Annotated in this window: 16 protein-coding genes; 12 read left to right on the forward strand and 4 right to left on the reverse strand. The window is 72.5% G+C overall.

Features of this window, described 5'->3' with window-relative positions:
* Positions 1–375 precede the first annotated feature (375 nt).
* Both STRBO_RS0132430 and STRBO_RS0132435 read left to right on the forward strand, forming a co-directional pair.
* Positions 376–3,489, forward strand: a complete 3,114-nt coding sequence (locus STRBO_RS0132430; protein ID WP_020115420.1) for an AfsR/SARP family transcriptional regulator — start codon at positions 376–378, stop codon at positions 3,487–3,489.
* 405 nt (positions 3,490–3,894) lie between these two features.
* Positions 3,895–4,551 (forward strand): M15 family metallopeptidase, encoded by a 657-nt coding sequence (locus tag STRBO_RS0132435; protein ID WP_005479191.1) that lies wholly within the window; start codon positions 3,895–3,897, stop codon positions 4,549–4,551.
* Positions 4,552–4,742: 191 nt separating this feature from the next.
* Here STRBO_RS0132435 and STRBO_RS0132440 read toward each other — a convergent pair whose 3' ends face one another.
* Positions 4,743–5,183, reverse strand: a complete 441-nt coding sequence (locus STRBO_RS0132440; RefSeq protein ID WP_005479192.1) for a protein-tyrosine phosphatase family protein — start codon at positions 5,181–5,183, stop codon at positions 4,743–4,745.
* Between the two features lie 4 nt (positions 5,184–5,187).
* A complete protein-coding gene (locus tag STRBO_RS0132445; RefSeq protein ID WP_202498986.1) occupies positions 5,188–5,928 on the reverse strand; it encodes a FadR/GntR family transcriptional regulator in 741 nt (246 codons plus the stop codon).
* Between the two features lie 278 nt (positions 5,929–6,206).
* On the opposite strand from STRBO_RS0132445, the gene STRBO_RS0132450 reads away from it, so the two are divergent.
* From STRBO_RS0132450 to STRBO_RS0132470, 5 genes are read left to right on the forward strand one after another with little or no spacing between them, the layout of a single operon-like run.
* Positions 6,207–7,838, forward strand: coding sequence for an ABC transporter substrate-binding protein (locus tag STRBO_RS0132450; RefSeq protein WP_005479194.1), 1,632 nt, complete (start codon positions 6,207–6,209; stop codon positions 7,836–7,838).
* A 1-nt stretch (position 7,839) separates the two neighbouring features.
* On the forward strand, positions 7,840–8,799 hold the full coding sequence (locus STRBO_RS0132455) for an ABC transporter permease (protein ID WP_005479195.1): 960 nt from the start codon (positions 7,840–7,842) through the stop codon (positions 8,797–8,799).
* A 13-nt stretch (positions 8,800–8,812) separates the two neighbouring features.
* Positions 8,813–10,852, forward strand: coding sequence for a dipeptide/oligopeptide/nickel ABC transporter permease/ATP-binding protein (locus tag STRBO_RS0132460; RefSeq protein ID WP_005479196.1), 2,040 nt, complete (start codon positions 8,813–8,815; stop codon positions 10,850–10,852).
* Complete coding sequence (locus STRBO_RS0132465; RefSeq protein WP_005479197.1) at positions 10,849–11,907, forward strand: oligopeptide/dipeptide ABC transporter ATP-binding protein; 1,059 nt, start codon at positions 10,849–10,851, stop codon at positions 11,905–11,907. The genes STRBO_RS0132460 and STRBO_RS0132465 overlap by 4 nt, the downstream gene beginning before the upstream one ends.
* A complete protein-coding gene (locus tag STRBO_RS0132470) occupies positions 11,904–12,839 on the forward strand; it encodes a dihydrodipicolinate synthase family protein (RefSeq protein WP_005479199.1) in 936 nt (311 codons plus the stop codon). The genes STRBO_RS0132465 and STRBO_RS0132470 overlap by 4 nt, the downstream gene beginning before the upstream one ends.
* Before the next feature lie 21 nt (positions 12,840–12,860).
* Here STRBO_RS0132470 and STRBO_RS0132475 read toward each other — a convergent pair whose 3' ends face one another.
* Positions 12,861–13,592, reverse strand: coding sequence for a TerB family tellurite resistance protein (locus tag STRBO_RS0132475; protein ID WP_005479201.1), 732 nt, complete (start codon positions 13,590–13,592; stop codon positions 12,861–12,863).
* 217 nt (positions 13,593–13,809) lie between these two features.
* The gene (gene leuA / locus STRBO_RS0132480; RefSeq protein WP_020115422.1) at positions 13,810–15,531 is read right to left on the reverse strand and encodes a 2-isopropylmalate synthase; all 1,722 of its coding nucleotides are present in this window, start codon (positions 15,529–15,531) and stop codon (positions 13,810–13,812) included.
* Between the two features lie 396 nt (positions 15,532–15,927).
* On the opposite strand from leuA, the gene STRBO_RS0132485 reads away from it, so the two are divergent.
* The 5 genes from STRBO_RS0132485 to STRBO_RS0132505 all read left to right on the forward strand — a co-directional run bounded on the left by STRBO_RS0132485 (position 15,928) and on the right by STRBO_RS0132505 (position 22,211).
* Complete coding sequence (locus tag STRBO_RS0132485) at positions 15,928–16,998, forward strand: M4 family metallopeptidase (RefSeq protein WP_028796966.1); 1,071 nt, start codon at positions 15,928–15,930, stop codon at positions 16,996–16,998.
* Between the two features lie 94 nt (positions 16,999–17,092).
* Positions 17,093–17,359, forward strand: coding sequence for a protealysin inhibitor emfourin (locus tag STRBO_RS0132490; RefSeq protein ID WP_020115423.1), 267 nt, complete (start codon positions 17,093–17,095; stop codon positions 17,357–17,359).
* Between the two features lie 88 nt (positions 17,360–17,447).
* Positions 17,448–18,782 (forward strand): GH1 family beta-glucosidase, encoded by a 1,335-nt coding sequence (locus tag STRBO_RS0132495; protein WP_005479210.1) that lies wholly within the window; start codon positions 17,448–17,450, stop codon positions 18,780–18,782.
* On the forward strand, positions 18,779–20,032 hold the full coding sequence (locus STRBO_RS0132500; protein ID WP_005479212.1) for an MFS transporter: 1,254 nt from the start codon (positions 18,779–18,781) through the stop codon (positions 20,030–20,032). Before STRBO_RS0132495 ends, STRBO_RS0132500 begins: the two co-directional genes overlap by 4 nt.
* Before the next feature lie 238 nt (positions 20,033–20,270).
* Positions 20,271–22,211, forward strand: coding sequence for a protein-arginine deiminase domain-containing protein (locus STRBO_RS0132505; RefSeq protein WP_005479215.1), 1,941 nt, complete (start codon positions 20,271–20,273; stop codon positions 22,209–22,211).
* The last annotated feature ends 18 nt before the right edge of the window (positions 22,212–22,229 follow it).

The raw sequence follows: 22,229 nt of genomic DNA on the forward strand, positions 1-22,229 counted from the left end.
CCACCGCCTTCACGGTGCTCCCCCACACCGTCGGATTTCACTCTTCGCATCCCTCCGGTTACCCCTGGTGCCTAAACTCGGCGGGAGTCTGTCCCGTACAACTACGGGGTGGCGCGAAAGCGTTGGGTCGGGGCCGACGGACCTGGAAGACCAGGGACGAGGCCGGACGCGGTCCTCACAGCATCGTCACAGGTGGTCCTCACATACGAGGGGAATCTCCGCGTTGTCCACCTAAGATTCCCTTTGGTTCCCCCGTTTTCCGACAACTCGCCGACGCATCACGTGTCATGGGAAACCACTCGGCGTACATGAGCGTCGAACACCGCGTGAGCAACCGCTGTCCCGGCGGTCCGAAAGTACGGAAGATGGGGACCCGTGGAGCTGGAATTCCGACTGCTCGGCCCGGTCGAGGCATGGCACGGTGACAGACCCCTGCGGCTGGGCGGGCCGAAGCCGCGCGCGCTGCTGGCCGTACTGCTGCTGAGGGCCGGGCAGGTGGTGCCCGCGGACGCGCTGGTGGACGTGATCTGGGGGGACGAGCCCCCGGACACCGCGCGGGCGCTGGTGCAGACGTATGTGTCGGCGCTGCGCCGGGCCCTGCCGCCCGAGGCGGCGGAGGCGATCGAGACCCGGCCCCCGGGATACGTGATGCGGCCCGGGGTCGGGCGGGTCGATCTGGCGGAGTTCGAGGCCTACACGGCGGACGCGCGGCGGGCCGCCGCCGACGGGGACCACGCGGCGGCGGCCCGGCTGCTGCGACAGGCGCTGGAGCTGTGGCACGGCCCCGCGCTCGGCGGCGTCGGGGACGCGCTGCGCGGTGAGGCCGGACGGCTGGAGGAGGCCCGGCAGGCGGCCCTGGAGGAACGGATCGCCGCCGAGCTGGAGACCGGCGGGCACGAGGCGGAGCTGGTCACGGAGCTGACCTCGCTGGTCGAGGCCCGTCCGACCCGGGAGCGGCCGCGCGGCCAGCTGATGCTGGGGCTGTACCGGCTGGGCCGGCAGGCGGACGCGCTGGCCGTCCACGCGGAGGGCCGGGCCGCGCTCGCCGAGGAACTGGGGCTCGACCCGGGCCCGGAGCTGACCAGGCTGTACGAGGCCATCCTGCGGGCCGACCCGGCCCTGCTCACCGCCACGACGGCCCCCGCCGCCCCGCGGCCCGCCGCCCCCCCCCGGCCGGTGTCGCTCCTGCCGCCCGCCATCGGGGACTTCACCGGCCGGGAGGAGGAACTGGCGGGAGTCGTCGGGGCGTTGCGGGGCGCGCGGGAGGCGATGCCGGTCGTCGTGGTGTCGGGGGCCGCCGGCGTCGGCAAGTCGGCGCTCGCCGTGCAGGCCGCGCACCGGGTGGCGGACGCCTACCCCGACGGGCAGCTCTACGCCGAACTGCACGGCTTCAGCGAGCCCGTACCGCCCGCCGAGGTGCTGGGCCGGCTGCTGCGGGCGCTCGGCGCGGACCCGCCCGAGGACATCGCCGAGCGCGGCGACCTGTTCCGCAGCCTCGTCGCCGGGCGGCGGATCCTGCTGGTCCTGGACGACGCGAACGGCGAGGCCCAGGTACGGCCGCTGCTGCCGGGCAGCGCCACCTGCGGGGTCCTGGTGACCTCACGGGCCCGGCTCGGGGGGCTCGTCGGCGCTCGGCGCACCGACCTGGACGTCCTGGACGACGCGCGCGGCCTGGAACTGCTCACCCGGGTCACCGGCCGGGAACGCACCCCGGACGACCCGCGTGAACAGGCCGCGGCGCGGCGCATCGTCGAGCTGTGCGGCGGGCTGCCGCTGGCCCTGCGGATCGCGGGGGCCCGCCTGGCGACCCGGCGCCACTGGACGCCCAGCGTGCTCGCCGAGCGCCTCGCCGACGAGCACCGCCGCCTGGACGAGCTGTCCGTGGGCGACCTGGAGGTACGGGCCGGTCTCGGCCTCAGCTACCGGGCGCTCGACGAGTGCGCCCGCCGGGTCCTGCGCCGCATCGCCACCCTCGGTTCGGCGGACGTCGCCGTGTGGACGGTGGCCGCGCTCTCCGGCATGTCCGAGGACCGGGCGGAGGAGGTCCTCGAACGCCTCCTGGACGCCCAGCTGATCAACTGCCCCGGCACCGACCAGGTCGGCCAGCCCCGCTACCGCCTGCACGACCTGGTCCGCGTCTACGCGGCCGAACGCGCGGAGACCGAGGACCCCGTGGACGACCGCACGGCGGCGGTGGGGAGGGCGCTCGGCGCGGGCCTGTGGCTGATGGACCGGGTGACGGAGAAGTCCCCTTCGGGCGCGGTGACTCTGCGACAGGGCTTCGCCCCGAAGGGGCGCGGGGCCGTGACACATACGGCTCCGCCGCGCGGGCGCGGGCAACCGCAGCGGACCGGAAGCCGCGAACCGACGAGCGCCCCCACCCCGGTGGGCGAACGGACCACCCGCCGAGCCCTGGAAGACCCCTTCGCCTGGTTCGACGCGGAGGCCGACACCCTCACCAACGCGGTCGAGCGCGCGGCGGCGCTGGGCCTGCACACCCTCGCCTGTGAAGCGGCGGCGGCCCTGTGCTCCTCCTCGTTCGCCATCAAGAACCGCTTCGACGCCTGGTGGCGCAGCCACGACGCCGCCCTCGCCGCGGCCCGCCGCGCCGAGGACCGCTCGGGCGAGGCCCTGCTGATCATCGGCCTGGGACAGCTCCGCTACGAACAGGACCGCATCGCCGAGTCCCAGGAGTACTTCCGCACCGCGGAGCGCGTCTGCACCGAACTGGGCGACGTACGCGGCCGGTCCGCCGCCCTCGCGGGCCTCGGCAGCGCCTGCCGCGAGGTCGGTGAACTGCGGGAGGCGGAACGGGCGTTGACCGACGCGGCCGAGGGCTTCCGGCGGATCGGCGACGACACCGGGGTCGGGGTCGCCTGCCGGTACGGGGGTTCCGTACGCCTTGAACTCGGCGACCAGGAGGGCGCGTTCCCGCTGCTCGACGAGTCGCTGCGGGCGTACCGGCGGCTCGGCAGCCGGCGCGGCGAGGCACTGGCGCTGCGCACGCTCAGCCTGGTGCACCGCTCGCTCGGCGCGTACGAGGAGGCCGCGCGCGTGGCCGAGCGGGCGCTGGAGATCCTGCGCGAGATCGGCGACCCGCACATGGCGGCGTACGCCCTGCGGGCCCGGGCCAAGGCGCGGCTGCGGCTGGGGCACGTGCGGGAGGCGGAGGCGGAGCTGCGCGAGATCGTGGAGGTCTGCCGGGTCCACGAGGACCGTTTCGGCGAGGCCCTGACGCTGCGCACGCTCGGCGAGTGCGCGCTGGCCGACGGGCGGCTGACGGACGCGGAGGGGCTGCTGACCGCGTCCGCCGCCCTCTGGGGCGTGCTCGCGCTGCCCCTCCCCCGGGCCCGCGCCCTGCGCAACCTGTCCGTCGTACGGGCCGCGCTCGGCGACAAGGAGGGCGCCGAGGCGCTGCGGGCCGAGGCCATGACGGTGTTCGACGCCTGCGAGGCCCGCGAACGCCACGAGCCGTGGCCGTGGGTGTGATCCGCCCGATCCGGGTCCTCGGGGTGCTCCGGGGGCTCGGGTGCTCCGCGCGTGTCCGGCGCGTTCGCGACCCTCGGCCAGGCCGAAACCCGCTTGCGGCCGACTTGCAGAGAACTTGCAGCGGAGTGCGCCATTCTCGGTGTCCTCGGGGGAACAACGGATCGGCCGGGCGACCACCGCCCGGCCGGTCGGCCCACCGGAGCGCACAGGGGACGGACCGGTGGGAACGTGACAACAGTGGGTTCGGAACAGCAGGACGGACTGGGGGAACACCCGGCTCCAGACCGCAGACCACCACTCAAGGGGGGAAGCCCCCGGGGAGGGACATCAGGGGATCAGGTCCCTCCCCGGGGTGCTGCCACACACCCCGCCGCCGCACCCCTCCCGCCCGGTGGAAGACGATCCATGGCTTCGATCATCCTCATGAGCGACCCCGAGGTCGCCGGTGTCCCGGTCCAGGAGTGCGGTGAGCCCCTCGTCGACCTGAGGGAGCTGCCCTTCGTGGTGGTCGACTCCCGCCAGGCCGACCCCGACGGGTCGTACGCGCACCTGCGCGAGGGCGTCGCCTGGCGCCTCGCCCGCGCCGCCCGGCTGCTTCCCGACGGGCTGCGGCTGCTGGTGACCGAGGGGTACCGGCCGCTCGCCCTGCAGATCGAGTACTTCGAGGCGTACGCCGCCGAACTGCGGCTCGCCCACCCGGACTGGACCGAGGAGCACCTCCACGTCCAGACCAGCCGTTCCCTCTCGCCGCCGGAGATCGGGCCGCATGTCGCGGGCGCCGCGGTCGACCTCACCCTGTGCACCGCCGCCGGGGAGGAACTCGACATGGGCACCCGTCTCGACGCGAGCCCCGAGGAGAGCGACGACGCCTGCTACACCGACGCGCCGAACATCTCCGACACCGCCCGCGGCAACCGCCGCACCCTGAGCGCGGCCCTCACCACGGCAGGGCTGGTGAACTACCCCACCGAGTGGTGGCACTGGTCGTACGGGGACCGGTACTGGGCGCTGATGACGGGCGCCTCGAACGCGCTGTACGGACCCGCGAGGACCGGCGCCTAGCCCGCCGGCCCGTGCCGGGCTCTGCCGTCCCCCCGTCCCCGCCGTCCCTACCCGTCCCATCCCTGAGGGCCGCACCCCGTCTCCCGTCGCCGCCCCGGCGGCGAACCCCGTAGCGGGGGTCGGGGGCAGCACCGCGCGGATGGGACGGGCAGGGGCGGCGGGGGCGCCGTGGTGCTGCCCGCCGCGCCCGGTCAGGCCCCGAACCGCCGTACGTACCGCCGCTGCCAGGGGGTCTCCACCGCGTGCCGGTCGTAGTGCCGGCGCACGTACGCCACGGCCTCGCCCGGCGGTACGCCGTCCAGCACCGCGAGCGCGGCCAGCGCCGTGCCGGTGCGGCCCCGGCCGCCGCCGCACGCCACCTCGACCCGCTCGGCGGCCGCCCGGTCCCAGACGTCGCGCAGCACCCGTGCCGCCTCCGCCCGGTCGGCGGGCAGCCGGAAGTCGGGCCAACGCAGCCAGCGGGCCGCCCAGGGGACCTCGGGCGGCTCCTCGCCGAGGCAGTACACGGCGTAGGTGGGCACGCTGCCGTCCGGGAGCGGACGGCGCAGCCCCCGGCCGCGCACCAGCCGCCCCGAGGGCAGCCGCAGCACACCGGGGCCGGCCGGGTCCCAGGGCTCGATCGGCTCCGCCATGGCCCTAGCCCACCCCCCGCGACGCCTGCGCGGCCCTGGTCTCGATGCCCCTGAAGTGGTCGGCCATCGCCCGGCGCGCGCCCTCGACGTCATGGGCGCGCAGGGCGGCCACGATGTCGCGGTGTCGGCGGATGGTCAGCTCGGGGGTGGGGTCGTCGGTCCAGCCGCGGGCGCCGGCGACGCGCAGGAAGACGGTCCAGAAGGCGCCGAGGAGCTGGGGGACGAGCGTGTTGCCGAGGGAGGCGTAGAGGAGTTCGTGGAAGTCGCGGTCGAGTTCGGCCACGGACCCGCCCGCCTTCCCGGCCTCCTCCATCCGGTCCACCACGGCCGCGAGGGCGTCCAGTTCGTCCCGCGTGAGGGTGCCCGCCACCCGGCGTACGAGGCCGTCCTCCAGGATCTCGCGGATCTGGAGGATCTCGGCGAGCGCGGCGGTGTCGCCGTCGGGCCGGGCGAGGGCGCGGAAGGTGAGGCCGTCGATCAGGGGGGTGAGGGAGGCCTCGCCGACATAGGTGCCGTAGCCGTGCCGGATGTCGACTATGTCGAGGGCCTGCAGGGCTTTCAGGGCCTCCCGGACGGAGTTGCGGCTGACGCCGAGGTTCTCCATCAGCTCCGTCTCGGTGGGCAGCGGCGCGCCCGCCCGGAGCCCCTGGTCGAGGATGAGCTGCATGACCTCGTGCTGGATCTGGCTGCTCACCCGCCGCTCGGGCCGGCGCCGGCCCCCGCTCTCCTGAGACATGCGCCGCATCGTACGCTCGCCGGACATCCGACGTCCCACCTCCGGACGGAAACCACGTGGACTGACCAGGGGAACGCCAGGTTAACGTCCAGTGGCGACCATGGGACACCTCCCCCTGACGGCCCCTCAACAGTCCTTATTTCATAGCGGCGTTGATCCGTCATTGGTCGCACCTCTGGCACGTACGCCATTCGTGTGCGATCGCTTGACCGCCCCTGCGGGTGCTCCTAAGGTCACGCTGCCCCCTGTAGGACGTAGGACGTCGTATCTCCCGCCCTGGAGGACTTGTGCGCGACGTGATCCGTGACGCCCCGGCGCCGACCCGCCGGGCGCTCCTGAAGTACTCCGGCGCGCTGGGCGCGGCGGCCGCCGTCTCCTCGTCGCTGGCCGCCTGTTCGGCCGGGCCGGAGTCCACCAACGACACCGGTGACGGTGGGAGCGGCGGGAACGGCACCCTGACCGCCGTCATCGGCTACGGCAACGACGGCAGCTGGGACCCGACACAGACCGCGTCGGCCTTCTGCATGGCCGCGAACAACCACATCTACGAGGGGCTCCTCGACACGGACCCCCTCTCGCGCGAGCCGTACCCGGCGCTCGCCACGGCGGTGCCGACCGACACCGGCGCCACGTCCTGGACGTTCGAGCTGCGGCCCGGCGCCACCTTCCACGACGGCCGGCCGGTCACCGCCGACGACGTCGTCTTCGTGTACGAGCGCATCCTCGACCCCGGCACCCAGACACTCGCCAAGGGCTTCTTCGCGAGCTGGCTGAAGGAGGTCCGGAAGATCGACGCGCGCAACGTCGAGCTGGTGCTCAAGTTCCCCTTCCCCGACGGGGTCTCCCGGCTGACGCTGGCGAAGATCATGCCGAAGCACGTCTACTCCCGGCCCGGTGCCTGGGAGGACGCCATCAGGGGCAAGGCGATCGGTTCGGGGCCGTACCGGCAGACCGCGCACCACCCGAAGTCCAACACCACCTTCGAGGCGTACGCCGACTACAACGGGCCCCGCCCGGCGGCCTTCAGGAAGATGAACTGGCTGACCATCGTGGACGCGGCCCCGCGCGTCGCGAAGATCTCCGGCGCGAGCGCGGGCGCGCAGATCGCCGACAACATCCCGTACGCCAACATCGGGCAGCTGGAGAAGGGCGGCATGTCCGTCCAGGGCGGCTCCGGGATGAACAACCTCTTCCTGCTGTTCGACACCCGGCGCAAGCCCTTCGACGACGTGCGCGTGCGGCAGGCGCTGCACTACGCGATCGACCGCGACAAGATGATCGAGGTCGCGCTGAAGGGCCACGGAAGGGCGGCGAGCTCCTTCCTGAACGAACAGAACCCGAGCTACCGGCCGGCGAAGAACGTGTACGCGTACGACCCCGACCGGGCGAAGGCGCTGCTGGCGGAGGCCGGGGTGAAGAACCTGCGGATCGAGATCCTCGCGGTGAACGTCAGCTGGATCGTGGACTGTCTGCCGACGGTCAAGGCCTCCTGGGACGCGATCGGGGTCGGGACGACGCTGTCGCCGCAGGAGACCACCGCCGTCTTCACGAAGCTGGACCAGGGGCGGGACTACCAGGTGGTCGCCGCCGCCTCCAATCCCAACCAGTTCGGGCTCGACGCGGATCTGATCATGCACTACAACTACGGGCCGCAGAACCTGTGGATGCGGTACGCGCGGTGGGCCGACCATGCCGTGGCCAGGAAGCTGTTCCGGGACATGGACCGGGCGACCCGGGAACCGGACGCCGAGAAGAAGAAGGCGATGATCCAGGACTACATCGACATCGTCGCCGAGCAGGCCGTGCTCTATCCGGTCGTGCACAACGAGCTGATGACGGCGTGGAATCCGAAGCGGCTGTCGGGGATAAGGGCACAGCCCTATCCGGGGATCAACCTGCTCCAGGCCAAGTGGGTCTAGCGTGGTCGCCGTCCTGCGCGTTCTGCTGCGGCGGATCGCTCTGCTCGTTCCGCTGCTGCTCGGAATCGTGCTGTTCGTGTTCGTCGTCATGAGGTTCTCGGACGTCGATCCGGCGTCCGCGTTCTTCCAGGGGGCGAACCCCACACCGGAGCAGCTGCGCGAGTTCCGGGAGGACAACGGTCTGCTGGACCCCCTGCCCGTGCGCTACGTCGGCTTCGTCGGCGATCTGCTGCACGGGGACATGGGGATCAGCGCGCTCACCCGGGCGCCCGTCGTCGATCAGGTCATGACCGCGCTGCCGCTCACCCTCCAGCTGACCTTCCTGGGGCTCGGCATCGCGGTCGTACTGGCCCTGCTCGGCGGGGTCACCGCGGCGATCCACCGGGACCGGCTGCCGGACCAGATCATCCGGGTGGTGTCGCTGACCGGGGTCGCGGCGCCGGGATTCTGGCTGGCGCTGCTGATGATCCAGTACCTGGCGGTGGACCTCGGCTGGTTCCCGACCGGCGGGTACGTCAATCCGGCGGACTCCTTCACCGGCTGGCTGCGGACGATGACACTGCCGGCGTTCGCACTGTCGCTGCCGGTGGCGGCGCAGCTCACCCGGATCGTGCGGACGGCGATGGTGGAGGAGCTGGACAAGGACTACGTACGGACGGCGATCGGGAGCGGACTGCCACCCCGGGTCGTGGTGGGCCGGAACGTGCTCCGGAACGCGCTGATCAACCCCCTGACCGTGCTCGGGCTGCGCGTCGGCTATCTGCTCGGCGGCGCGGTCGTCATCGAGACGATCTTCTCCCTCCCCGGGATGGGCAAGCTGATGATCGACGCCGTGAAGAACGGCGATCCGGCGGTCGTCCAAGGTGTCGTACTGACCACGGCCGCGGGCTTCGTGGTCGTGAACCTCGTCATCGACGTCCTCCATCTGCTGGTGAACCCGCGGCTCAGGGACGCGACGTGACGACGACAGAGGGATGCCGATGTTCGGCCTGATCGTGACCACGCGCAAACGCCTGACGGACGCCCTGTCCCGGCCCGGCGTGCGGACGCGCTCCTGGCGGCGGCTGCCGCCGCTCTCCCGGATCGCGGTCTGCTTCCTGGCGGTCGTGGTCCTCACCGCACTCCTCGCCCCCCTCCTCGCCCCGCACGACCCGCTGGACCAGCGGGCCCTGACGGGCGGCACCGGAGCGCCCTCGGCCGACCACTGGATGGGGCAGGACAGCCTCGGCCGGGACATCCTGAGCCGGCTGATGTACGGGGCACGCTGGTCGCTGGCGATCGGGCTCGGCGCCACCGCGCTGGCCCTGGTCGTGGGGGCGGTCGTCGGCGCCGTCGCCGCGACCTCGCGCAAGGCGGTCGACGAGGCGCTGATGCGGTGCCTGGACGTCGTCATGGCGTTCCCCGGCATCGCGCTCGCCGCCGTGCTCGTGGCCGTCTTCGGCGGTGGGATCACCGTCCTGATCTGCGCGATCGCCTTCCTGTTCACCCCGCCGGTCGCCAGGGTGGTCCGGGCCAACGTCCTGGACCAGTACGGCGAGGACTACGTGACCGCCGAGCGGGTGATAGGGGCCCGCACCCCGCACATCGTGCTCCGGCACGTGGCGGTCAACTGCGCCGCCCCGGTGCTCGTGTTCTGCACGGTCCAGGTCGCCGAGGCCGTCGTCTTCGAGGCGTCGCTGTCCTTCATCGGCGCGGGCGTACGGCCGCCGGACCCGTCCTGGGGCAGCGTCATCGCCGACGGCAAGAACATGGTGCTGACCGGCGGCTGGTGGGCGACCGTGTTCCCCGGCCTGCTGATGCTGCTCACGGTCCTCTGCCTCAACATCCTCTCCGAGGGCGTCTCCGACGCGTGGGCGGCGCCGGTCGCGCGGGAGGAGGAACCGGGGGAGCCGCGGGAGGGAGAGGACCGGTGGGGGGCCGAGGGCCGGCGCGAGGCCGAGGCTCCGCGGGAGTTCTCCGTGCCGGGCGGCGGAGGTGAGGCCGACGAGTTGCCCGGGCTGGCCGAGGCGGCCGAGCGGCTGCGGGCCCGGGCCCGCCCGCTGCCCGAGGGGCCGCCGGTGCTGTCCGTGGAGGACCTCGCGATCGGCTTCGACGGCCGCCATCGGGGCGTGGACATCGTCGACGGCATCAGCTTCGAGGTCCGCCCCGGTGAGGTCCTGGGCCTGGTCGGCGAGTCGGGCTGCGGCAAGTCGCTGACCGCGCTGACGGTGATGGGCCTGGAACCGAAGGGTGCCCGGGTGCGCGGCCGGGTCCGGTTCGGCCGACGGCAGCTGGTGGGCGAGCCGATGCGCGTGCGGCGCCGCCTGCTCGGCCACGAGATGGCGATGATCTACCAGGACGCCCTGTCCTCCCTGAACCCGGCGATGACGATCCGCGCCCAGCTGGGTCAGGTCGTGCGCCGGGGCGGCCGGCGCCCCGCGCCCGAGCTGCTGCGCATGGTGGGCCTCGACCCCGGCCGCACCCTCACCAGTTACCCGCACGAACTCTCCGGCGGCCAGCGCCAGCGCGTCCTCATCGCGATGGCCCTGTCCCGTGACCCCAGCCTGATCGTGGCCGACGAGCCGACGACCGCCCTCGACGTGACGGTCCAGGCCCAGATCGTCGCGCTGCTGCTGCGGCTGCGCGAGGAGCTGGGCTTCGCCCTGGTCCTCGTCTCCCACGACCTCGCCCTGGTCGCGGACGTCACCGACCGGGTGGCGGTGATGTACGGCGGCCGGATCGTCGAGACGGGCGTGACGGCCGACCTGGTGGAGCGGCCCGCCCACCCCTACACGCGCGGCCTGCTGGGCAGTGTGCTGTCCCTGGAGTCGGCGGCCGAGCGGATGACCCAGATCAGGGGGGTCGTCCCCTCCCCCGCCGGCTTCCCGGCGGGCTGCCGCTTCGCCGACCGCTGCCCCCGCGCGAGCGAGGTCTGCCGGACGACGGCCCCGGCCCCGCGCGGCCCCCGTACGCACACGGCGGCCTGCCACCACCCGGTGGTGGATCTCCCGGACGACGCGGAGGTGGCCCGGTGAACGCGCTCGTGGAGGTCTCCGGCGCCCATGTCGTCCACCGGGCGCGCGGCGGCGGGGTGTTCGGCCGGGACCGGGTGTACGCGCTGACCGGCGCCGACCTGGTGATCGCGCCCGGTGAGACCGTGGGCGTGGTGGGCGAGTCGGGGTGCGGCAAGTCGACGCTGGCGAAGGTGCTGGTGGGCGTGGACCGGCCGACGGCGGGATCGGTCGCCTTCCGGGGCCGGGACCTGTGGTCCATGTCCCCGGCCGAGCGCCGTACGGCCGTCGGCCGGGGCACGGGCATGATCTTCCAGGATCCCTCGACGGCCCTGAACCGCCGACTGACGATCCGCCGGATCCTGCGCGACCCGCTCGACGTCCACCGGCACGGCACCCCGGCCGAACGGGAGAACCGGGTAAGGGAGTTGATGTCCCTGGTCGGTCTGCCCCCGGCGCTCGCGGACGCGCTGCCCGGCCGGCTCTCCGGGGGCCAGCGGCAACGCGTGGCGATCGCGCGGGCGTTGGCGCTCGACCCCGAGCTGGTGGTGGCGGACGAGCCGACGAGCGCACTGGACGTCTCGGTGCGCGCCCAGATCCTCAACCTCCTGCTCGACCTGAAAGAACGCCTCGGCCTGGCGCTGGTGTTCGTCTCGCACGACATCCAGACGGTACGGAGGATGAGCGACCGTGTGATCACCATGTATCTGGGCCGGATCGTGGAGGAGACCCCGGCGGCCCTGGTCACCGAGCGCGCCCGGCACCCGTACACCCGCGCGCTGTTCTCGGCCACCCCCGGGCTGCTCGCCCCGATCGACCCGATCCCGCTGGCGGGCCCCGTCCCCTCGGCCACCCGGCCGCCGAGCGGCTGCCCGTTCCGTACGCGCTGCTGGAAGGCGGACGAGGTGTGCGCGCAGATCGTGCCGGACTTCTCGGCCGCGTCGGCCCCCGGGCACCGCTTCCGCTGCCACCATCCTGTGCAGGAGCAGGAGTCGACGCGTGATCTGGTCGCCCAGGCGGAGGCCGCGCCCGCGTCGCACTCCCCACGCGCTGTAGAGGACCGAGGGAGCCGACCATGACCGTCCCCGCCCCGCTGACCGGTGTCGTCCCGCCCGTCTGCACCCCCCTGACACCCGACCGCGAGGTGGACGTCCCCTCGCTCGTGCGGCTCGTGGACCATCTGGTGGCGGGCGGTGTGGACGCGCTGTTCGTGCTCGGCTCGTCGTCGGAGGCGGCGTATCTGACGGACGCGCAGCGGCGGCGGGTCGTGGAGTCGGTCGTCGGGCACGTCGGCGGTCAACTGCCCGTGCTCGCCGGGGTGATCGACATGACCACGCCCCGCGTCCTGGACCACGTCCGCGCCGTGACCGCCGCCGGGGCCGAGGCCGTCGTGGCCACGGCCCCCTTCTACGCCCGCACCCACCCGGTGGAGATCGCCCGCCACTTCCGGCTGCTCGCCGCCGGTTCCCCCGTCCCCGTCCTCGCCTACGACATCCCGGCCGCCGTGCACACCAAGCTGCCCGCCGACGTGGTCCTGGAACTGGCGGCGGAGGGGGCGATCGCCGGCCTCAAGGACTCCAGCGGCGACCTGGCCGCCTTCCGCGCGGTCGTCACGGGCGCCCGTGCGAACCCCGCCCTGAGCGGCTTCAGCGTCCTCACCGGCTCCGAACTGCTCGTCGACTCCGCCCTCGCCCTCGGCGCGCACGGCGCGGTGCCGGGGCTGGCGAACGTCGACCCCGCCGGGTACGTCCGTCTCGACCGCCTCTGCCGCGCCGGCGACGGGGACCGGGCCCGCGCCGAACAGGAACGCCTGTGCGCCCTCTTCGGCCTGACCGGCGTCGGCGCCCCGTCCCGCATGGGGGCCGGCTCCTCCGCGCTCGGCGCCTTCAAGGCGGCCCTCCACCTGCGCGGTGTCATCGCCTGCCCGGCCACGGCGGAACCGCAGATCCCGCTGTCGGAGGCGGAGGTCGAGCGGATCGGCAAGTACCTGGCGGCCGCGGGGCTGTTGTAGGCCCGCGCGGGCCGCGGACGGCTACGACGGCGTGCGCGCCGCCGCCAGCAGACGGGTCACGTCGTCCGAGCAGATCGTCAGGGCCGCCCCGACCGTGGCGAGCGCGTCCCGCTCGGCCGGGGTGTAGGGGCCGTCCGCCAGGGCGATCCGGGCGCCCTGGAGGAGGATCGCCTCACGGCCGGTGGCGGCGAGGTGGGGGGCGAGCGGGTCGAGGGCCTCGTGGAGCTCTATGGCGAGGCCGGGGCCGCAGGGTTCGCCGTGGACGCGGCCGGTGTCGGCGGCCAGTGCCTGGACCAGGGCGGCGAGCTGGTCCTCGGTGCAGTCGTCGAAGCCGGCGGAGCGGACGGCGGAGGCGGCCACCGACAGGGAGGCGCGGGAGCCGCTGCCGTCGGCCGCGAGGACCGCCAGGGCGACCGTGTGGACGGCGTCGCGGAGCATCGCGGAGAAGCGGGTGGTGGTCGGGTGGTCGAGGACGTCGATGGCGTAGTGGTGGCGGCAGGCCGCGCACTCCACCACGGGGCCCGTCTCGCCGCGCGGCAGGACCGGGACGCCCAGGAAGGTGAAGCGGCGGCGGCCGGTGAGGCGCTGGTAGTTGCGGTCGCCCCCGCAGCCCGGACAGAAGAACTCGCCGTCACCGACGCCCGTCCACGCGATCCGCGTCCCCATCACCCGCGACAGGCCGGTGGCACGGCTGGTGCACCCCACGCCGGCGAGCGCGGCGGCATCGCCGATCGGGTCCCGTCCTGGCAGCACGTGGCACCTCCGTAACTCCCCCACACGGCCCCTTGGGCGCGGGAAGTGCCCCCTCGGCAACATTGCCGCGCTTGGTGATGTTAGCCACATCCGTGAGGCGCAGTCAGTACTCCGGACGAGGCCTTCCCGCGACCTGCACAGGGTTTGGCCGGTAAACGACGGGGCCCCGCCCGCCGGAATCCGGCGAACGGGGCTTTCGAACCGCCGGTCGGGCTGGTCAGCGGGCCGCGCGGTTGACGGCGGAGACGACCGCCTTCAGCGACGCACGCGTCGTGTTCGCGTCGATACCGATGCCCCACAGGACCTTGTCCTCGATGGCGACCTCGATGTACGAGGCGGCCTGCGCGGAGGCGCCCTCGCTCATCGTGTGCTCCTGGTAGTCCAGCAGTCGCGCGTCGATGCCGATGCCCTGCAGCGCGTGGAAGAACGCCGAGATCGGGCCGTTGCCGGTGCCCACCAGAGTGGTCTCCGTGCCGTCCACCACGGCCTCCACGGTCAGCGTGTCCACGCCGTCCTTGTCGGTGGTCGACTGGTTGTTGCGGACCTGGACCCGGCCCCAGGGGTTCTCGGGGTTCGGCAGGTACTCGTCCTGGAAGACCGCCCAGATGTCGGAGCCGGTGACCTCGCCGCCCTCGGCGTCGGTCTTGGCCTGGATGAGCTTCGAGAACTCGATCTGCATCCGGCGCGGCAGGTCCAGCTTGTGGTCGTTCTTCAGGACGTAGGCGACACCGCCCTTGCCGGACTGCGAGTTGACCCGGATGACGGCCTCGTAGGAACGGCCGACGTCCTTGGGGTCGATCGGCAGGTACGGGACCGCCCACTCGATGTCGTCGACGGTGACGCCCTTGGCCTTGGCGTCGGCCTCCATGGCGTCGAAGCCCTTCTTGATGGCGTCCTGGTGGGAGCCGGAGAAGGACGTGTAGACCAGGTCGCCCACGTACGGGTGGCGCGGGTGGACCTCCATCTGGTTGCAGTACTCCCACGTGCGACGGATCTCGTCGATGTCGGAGAAGTCGATCTGCGGGTCGACGCCCTGCGAGAACAGGTTCATGCCCAGGGTGACCAGGTCGACGTTGCCGGTGCGCTCGCCCTGGCCGAACAGACAGCCCTCGACGCGGTCGGCGCCGGCCATCAGGGCCAGTTCGGCGGCGGCGACGGCCGTACCACGGTCGTTGTGCGGGTGGACGGAGATGACGACGTGCTCGCGGCGGGAGATGTTGCGGCTCATCCACTCGAAGCGGTCCGCGTGCGTCGACGGGGTCGAACGCTCCACCGTGGCGGGCAGGTTGAGGATGATCTCGCGGCCCGGACCGGGCTGGTAGACGTCCATCACCGCCTCGCAGACCTCCAGGGCGAAGTCCAGCTCGGTGTCGGTGAAGATCTCCGGGCTGTACTGGTAGCCGAACTCGGTCTCGGGGCCCAGCAGTTTCTCCGCGTACTCCATCACCAGGCGCGTACCGTCCACGGCGATCTGCTTGATCTCGTCCTTGGAGCCCCGGAAGACGACCCGCCGGAAGACGGGCGCGGTGGCGTTGTACAGGTGGACGGTCGCCCGCTTGGCGCCCTTCAGCGACTCCACGGTCCGCTCGATCAGGTCCTCGCGGGCCTGGGTCAGTACGGAGATGGTGACGTCGTCCGGGACGGCCCCCGGCTCCTCGATGATCGACCGTACGAAGTCGAAGTCCGTCTGGCCGGAGGCGGGGAAGCCGACCTCGATCTCCTTGTAGCCCATCTTGACCAGCTGGTCGAACATCCGGCGCTTGCGCTCGGGCGACATCGGGTCGATCAGGGACTGGTTGCCGTCGCGCAGATCGGTGGAGAGCCAGCGGGGGGCGACGGTGATCCGGTTGTTCGGCCACGTGCGGCCGGGGATGTCGACCTGCTCGTACTGCCCGTACTTGTGGATCGGCATGGACGTGGGCTGCTGGCGGTTCGCCATGATGCGTGGGCTCCTCGATGGTCCGGAAAGGACGGCCGACGCAACGCCAGAGCACCGCGGGGAGGGGGTCGGCCTCGACTACAGGCCCTCGCCGCGGCAGCTAAGGAGAAGCAGCCCGAAACGCATGATGCGGAGCAGCCTAGCCGAGCCCTCCCTGCCGCGCGGGGTCGTATCAGTATGCGGGACCGAGGAACCGATCCGGACAAAAGGTGCGCAAGGCCACATCGGACCCCCCTCCAGGGCGCGGGGAACCGCGACGAGAACCCCCGCGAACGGAACCCCCGCCCTCGACCCTCAGTAACACGGCGGTGACGATTCGCAACCCATACGGCGACATTTCACCAATCATGGTTGCCCCTAGTGACATACCTCTAACGGAGTGCGATCGTGCGGAACATGACGACCAACGGGGGCCACGAGCCCGTCTTCTGCACCGTCGTACCACCCCACGTCCTCGACAAGCTCACCCGCGCCGAGGACCCCGCACTCGCCGACGCCGCGCGCAGGACCCTGGAGCGCGACGCCTTCGAGCGCACCCACCGCCGTCTGACCACGGTCATCGGCGCCCCGAGCATCGCCGCGCCCGCCGGGGCCGAGACGGGCCGGCCGCACCGCACGATCCACGACGCCCGCCACGGCACGGACCTGCCCGGCAGGAAGGTGCGCGGCGAGGGCGACGAGCCCGGCAAGGACGCCACGGTCAACCGGGCGTACGCCGGCCTCGGTGCCACGTACGAGCTGTTCTGGCAGTCCTTCGCGCGCGACTCGATCGACGGCAACGGGCTGCCGCTGGACGCGACCGTGCACTACGACCGCGACTACAACAACGCCTTCTGGAACGGCGAGCAGATGGTGTTCGGCGACGGCGACGGCGAGATCTTCCTCGACTTCACCATCCCGATCGACGTCATCGGCCACGAACTGAGCCACGGCGTCACGCAGTACACGGCGAACCTGACCTACTTCGGGCAGCCGGGCGCGCTCAACGAGTCCATGTCGGACGTCTTCGGCGCCCTCATCAAGCAGTACACGCTCGGCCAGACCGCAGCCGAGGCGGACTGGCTGATCGGCGCGGGCCTGCTCGCCCCACGCGTCACGGGCACCGCCCTGCGCTCGATGAAGGCCCCGGGCACGGCGTACGACGACGACGTCCTCGGCAAGGACCCGCAGCCGGCGACCATGGACGACTACGTCCGCACGGGCCGCGACAACGGCGGTGTCCACATCAACTCGGGCATCCCCAACCACGCGTTCTACCTCGTGGCCACCGCGCTCGGCGGCCAGGCCTGGGAGCGCGCCGGACAGATCTGGTACGACGTCCTCACCGGCGGCGAGCTGAGCAAGCAGGCCCTCTTCGTCGACTTCGCCACGCTCACGGTGAAGGCCGCGAAGGACCGCTACGGGCAGGGCGACGAGCTGACGGCGGTGCTGAAGGCCTGGGAGCAGGTGGGCGTGCGGACGCTGTGAGGACGGGGATCGGGGGGCTCGGTGCATCGGGGAACCCGGTGCACCGCAGGACGCGGTGCTGCGGTCCGGTCCCGATCCGTACTAGACATGACCCATGCGTATCGAAGTGCGGCGCACGGGCGGTTTCGCGGGCATCGAGCGGCACGCGGTGGTGGACACCGCCGGACGGCCCGATGCGGAGGAGTGGCGGGCCCTGGCCGAGTGCGCGCTCGCGGCCGACCGGGGCTCGCCGCCGTTCGGGGTGCCGGACGGCTTCCGTTACGAGATCACGGTGGACGGAAGGACGGCGTACTGCGCGGACCCCGGGCTGACACAGGAGCAGCGGGAGCTGATCAGGAGGGTGCTCAAGGAGGGTGCGTGAGCAGCCCGGGAGGGGCACCGAGGGCGCGTAACGGGCACTTCACCCTCGGGCGTTGACTTCCGTTACCAGTGGTACGGATGATCCGCCCATGGCGACGAACCCGACGAACCCGATACCCCAGTTCCCCGCGGACTTCCTGTGGGGCGTCTCGACCTCCGCGCACCAGATCGAGGGGGCCGCGGCCGAGCGCGAGCCGTCCGTGTGGGACGCCTTCACGGCCGAGGCGGGGCACGTCAAGGACGGCTCGACGGCGGAGGTGGCCTGCGACCACTTCCATCGGTACCCGCAGGACGTGGCCCTCCTGCGCGACCTGGGCGTGGGCGCGTACCGCTTCTCGGTCTCCTGGACCCGGGTGAACTCCCCCGGCGGCCTGGACTTCTACGACCGCCTGGTGGACGAGCTGGCCGGCGCGGGTGTGCGGCCGGTGCCCACCCTCTTCCACTGGGACCTGCCCTCGTCGCTGGAGGAGGCGGGCGGCTGGCTGAACCGGGACACCGCCGAGCGGTTCGCCGAGTACGCCTCGGTCGTGGCCGCCCGGCTCGGCGACCGCGTCACCAAGTGGATCACCATCAACGAGCCCGCCGAACACACCCTGCTGGGCCATGCCCTCGGTACCCACGCGCCGGGCAAGCAGCTGATGTTCGACGCGCTCCCGGCCGCCCACCACCAACTGCTGGGCCACGGCCTGGCCGTACGGGCCCTGCGCGCGGCCGGTGTCACGGACATCGGCATCGCCAACTCGCACGGGCCGACGTGGGCGGCCTCGCAGGAGCAGGCGGACATCGAGGCGGCGGGCTTCTACGACCTGCTCCTCAACCGCCTCTTCGCCGAGCCGATCATTCTCGGTGAATACCCGGAGGGGATCGGGGAGTTGATGCCGGGCACGGACGTCTCGGCCGACCTGAAGGTCATCTCCGAGCCCCTGGACTGGTACGGCGTCAACTACTACGCACCGACGCGGGTCGGGGCGCCCGAGGGCGCGGACATCGAGTTCGGCGGCATCACGATTCCGGCCGAACTCCCGTTCACCGTCAAGGAGATCGAGGGCGCCCCGACGACCGACTTCGGCTGGCCGGTCGTCCCCGGGGGCCTCACCGAACTCCTCACCACCTTCCGCGAGCGCTACGGCGACCGGCTGCCCCCGGTCGTCATCACCGAGAACGGCTGCTCCTACGAGGGCGTCGACGACCAGGAGCGCATCGCCTACCTCGACGGCCATGTGCGCGCGCTGCACGAGGCGACCGAGGCGGGCGTCGACGTCCGCGGCTACTTCGTGTGGTCCCTGCTCGACAACTTCGAGTGGGCCGAGGGATACGCGCGCCGGTTCGGCCTGGTCCACGTGGACTTCGAGACGCTGGAGCGGACCCCGAAGGCCTCGTACGCCTGGTACCGGGACCTGCTGCGGGCCCAGGGCGGAAGGTGACCACGACACGGCCGGCGGACGCCCTCGCCGAGCCCGTCGAAGGGGTCGGCGGCGGCTGGACGTCCGCCCTGGCGCTGGCCAACGGGGCGATCTGGGTGGGCTGGTACGGCCCGCTGCAGATCCTGCTGGCCTCCCAGGCGGAGGAGTTCGCGCCCGGCGCGGGCATGTCGAAGGAGTCCATGCTGGCGTGGGTGACCGGCGCCGGGGCGGTCGTCTCGCTGCTGGCCACCCCGCTGTTCGGGGCGCTGTCGGACCGGACGACGTCCCGCTGGGGCCGCCGTACGCCCTGGATCGTCGTGGGGTCGGCGGGCGGGGCGGTGTCGCTGCTGCTGCTCGCGGGCGCGGGCGGACTGTGGACCGTGGCGGCCGGCTGGTGTCTGGTGCAGCTGACCCTGAACGCGTCCTGGGCGGCGGTCACGGCGGCGGTCCCGGACCGGGTGCCCCGGCTCCAACGAGGCGCGGTGGGCGGCTGGTTGGGGGCGGCGCAGATCCTCGGCGTGGTCGGCGGCACCGGGCTGGCGACGCTGGGCGGGGGTGTCGGCGCGGGGTACGCGGCGTGCGCGGTGTTCACCCTGGTGGGCGTGTTGCCGTACGTGCTGGGGCACCGGGATCCGCGGTTGCCGGCGTCGGTCCTCCCGCCGTGGTCGTGGCGGGGGTTCCTGGGCGGCTTCTGGCTGAGCCCGCGGCGCCACCCGGACTTCGCGTGGGCGTGGCTGACGCGCTTCCTGATCAATCTGAGCAACAGCATCGGCCTGCTCTACCTGCTGTTCTACCTGCGGGACCGCGTCGGGTATCCCGACCCGGAGAAGGGGGTGCTGATCCTCACGGTGGTGAACGCCTCGACGCTGCTGGCGACGGTGGTGGTCTCCGGGGTGTGGTCGGACCGGGTCGGGCGGCGCAAGCCGTTCGTGTACTGGTCGGGGATGGTGATGGCGGCCGCGACCGGCGTCATCGCCCTGTGGCCGACCTGGCCCGGCACGATCGTCGCCTCGGCACTCCTCGGCCTGGGCTTCGGGGTGTTCACCTCGGTCGACTTCGCCCTCATGACCGACGTCCTGCCGAAGGCCCTCGACCGGGGCAAGGACCTGGGCGTCATCAACGTGGCCAACTCCCTGCCCCAGGTGGCCGCCCCGGTCCTGGCCGCGCCGATCGTGACCTATCTGGGCGGCTACCGGGCGCTGTATCTGGTGGCGGCGGTGATCGGGCTGGCGGGGGCGGTGTTCGTGGGGCGGATCCGCTCGGTGGAGTAGACCCCGCGCGGGGGCGGCGCGGTGCATCGGCGGGCGGGGTAAGGCAGTTCACGGGCGGCGTGCGGTGGATCACGCGGGCGAGTGCGCCAGATCACGCGAGGCACAGGCCGTTCACAGACAACGGATCGGCCACTCCGTACGTCTTCCGTGCTGACCACGCTCGCCGCCGAAGGGACGCTCCGTGCCTACGCGTTCAACCAGACCATTCCGAACCCGCCCCGCACGGCAGGCGATAGCCGTGCTGGCGGTGTCCGGCACGCTGCTCGCGACGCCCTCGCTGGCGGCGCCCTCGGCGTTCGCGGCCGGGGCGCCCCCGACCGATCTGCGCGTGGACACGAACCGGGACGGCACGGTCGACGTCACCGGCACCACCGACACCGCCGGCGAGAACGGCTGGACCGTCGCCCGGGGCGCGCTGATGCTGCCCAACATCGACGACGACACCAAGCGCTGCCCGGTGACCGGCCCGAAGGGCAAGCCCCTCTCGGACGCCAAGCTGGCCGCCTGCAACGACGCCTCCGACACGAAGGTGAACGGCACGGCCGACGCCGCCGACCTGGCCCGGGTGCGGTCCGTACCGATGGCGAGCGTCCCCGCCGGGGCGCAGGGCAGCGTGAAGATCACGGCGGGCGCCCAGCAGACCCGGGTCTTCGTCAAGCGGGGCACGAAGTGGGAGCTCGTCACGGACAGGACCCGGCTCTCGCGGGCCGAGCTGAAGGCGGGCGTCGAGTTCGGCGTCGAGGCCCGTGACGTGATCCGGGACGCCGCGAAGTGGGACGGCACGGCCCGGGTCCGACTGACCGTGAAGTCCTCCAAGGGCACCACCGCGGACTCCGTCACCCTGCGCGTGGCCCCGCTGCTGACCCACCACCACCTGCAGAACGCCCAGCAGATGCTGGTCACCAAGATCTCCGGCGGCAACTACGGCAAGCTCAACCGCGCCTTCCGCGAGGGCCTGGACAAGGCCGCCAAGAGCGCCGGCATCACCCAGCCGACGGTGAACTTCACCAAGTACGGCGACATCTGGGCGCAGGACTTCGTCGAGCCCGCCTACGTCAGCATGACCGGCACGAACGGCAAGCGGCAGGCCATGCGGGTGATGCTGCGCTCCGCCCAGCTGGACCGGGAGTCGGGCCGGGAGCTGTTCGAGAAGATGCGCGGCCCGAACATCGGTGCCGTGCAGGTGACGGGCGCCAAGGACTCGGAGGAGTGGACGCTCAACTCCATGGGCAACCTGGAGACCATTCCGCCGTACGCGCAGGGCGACCGCTCCTACCCGGCGGGCCGGATCATCATGGGCCAGCGCCCGGACACCGGCTCCAAGCCGGCGAAGGTGATGCGGACGTTCCTGAAGTCGCAGGGGCTGCAGGACCCGCTGTTCCTCGACACGTCCTGGCTGCACGTGGGCCACGTCGACGAGTTCGTGCAGTTCCTGCCCGCCGACACCCCGCGCGGCTGGAAGATCGCGATCGCCGACCCCGAGGCGGGGCTCAAGCTGCTGCGCGACGCCAAGGCCGCGGGTCACGGCTCGACGTCGATGTTCTCCCTCCCGGGCGTGCCCTGGGAGAGCATCTCCGAGGCGCTCGGCTCCAAGCACCTGGTCTCCGACAACAACCTCGCCACGCGCCGCATCGAGGCCAACCTCGCGGTGCTCAAGCGCGAGACGGGCGTCACGGACGCCGAGATCGTCCGCGTCCCGGCCCTCTACACCCGGGGCCGGGAGATGGTCGGCGAGTCGCAGTCGGGCGGCGACGAGAAGATCCGTCTCCCCCGCCTGACCCGCCTCGGCGCCGGCTCCGAACTCCCGGACGCCGCACGGGAGTACGGCCAGCAGCGCCGGCTCGACGGCCCCCGGGCCGACCAGGGCGCCCTCACGCCCGACAGCTCGGCGGCGGCCTCCCCGGCGGCCCCGGCGCCCTCCGTCATGACCAGCGCCTACGTCCCGGGCGCCGTCAACGGCATCGTCCTCAGCCGCACCCACTACCTGGCGCCGCGCCAGTGGGGTCCCGTCATCGGCGGCAAGGACATCTTCACCGAGGCGGTGACCGCCGCGTACACGAGCGCCGGCATGAAGGTGTCGTACCTCGACGACTGGGAGACGTACCACCTCGGCATGGGTGAGATCCACTGCGGTACGAACACCCTGCGCACCACCTCGGCGGCCTGGTGGACGCGCTGACGCACACCGCCGCCGCCT

The sequence above is a fragment of the Streptomyces bottropensis ATCC 25435 genome, from assembly GCF_000383595.1.
Lineage (GTDB): Bacteria > Actinomycetota > Actinomycetes > Streptomycetales > Streptomycetaceae > Streptomyces > Streptomyces bottropensis.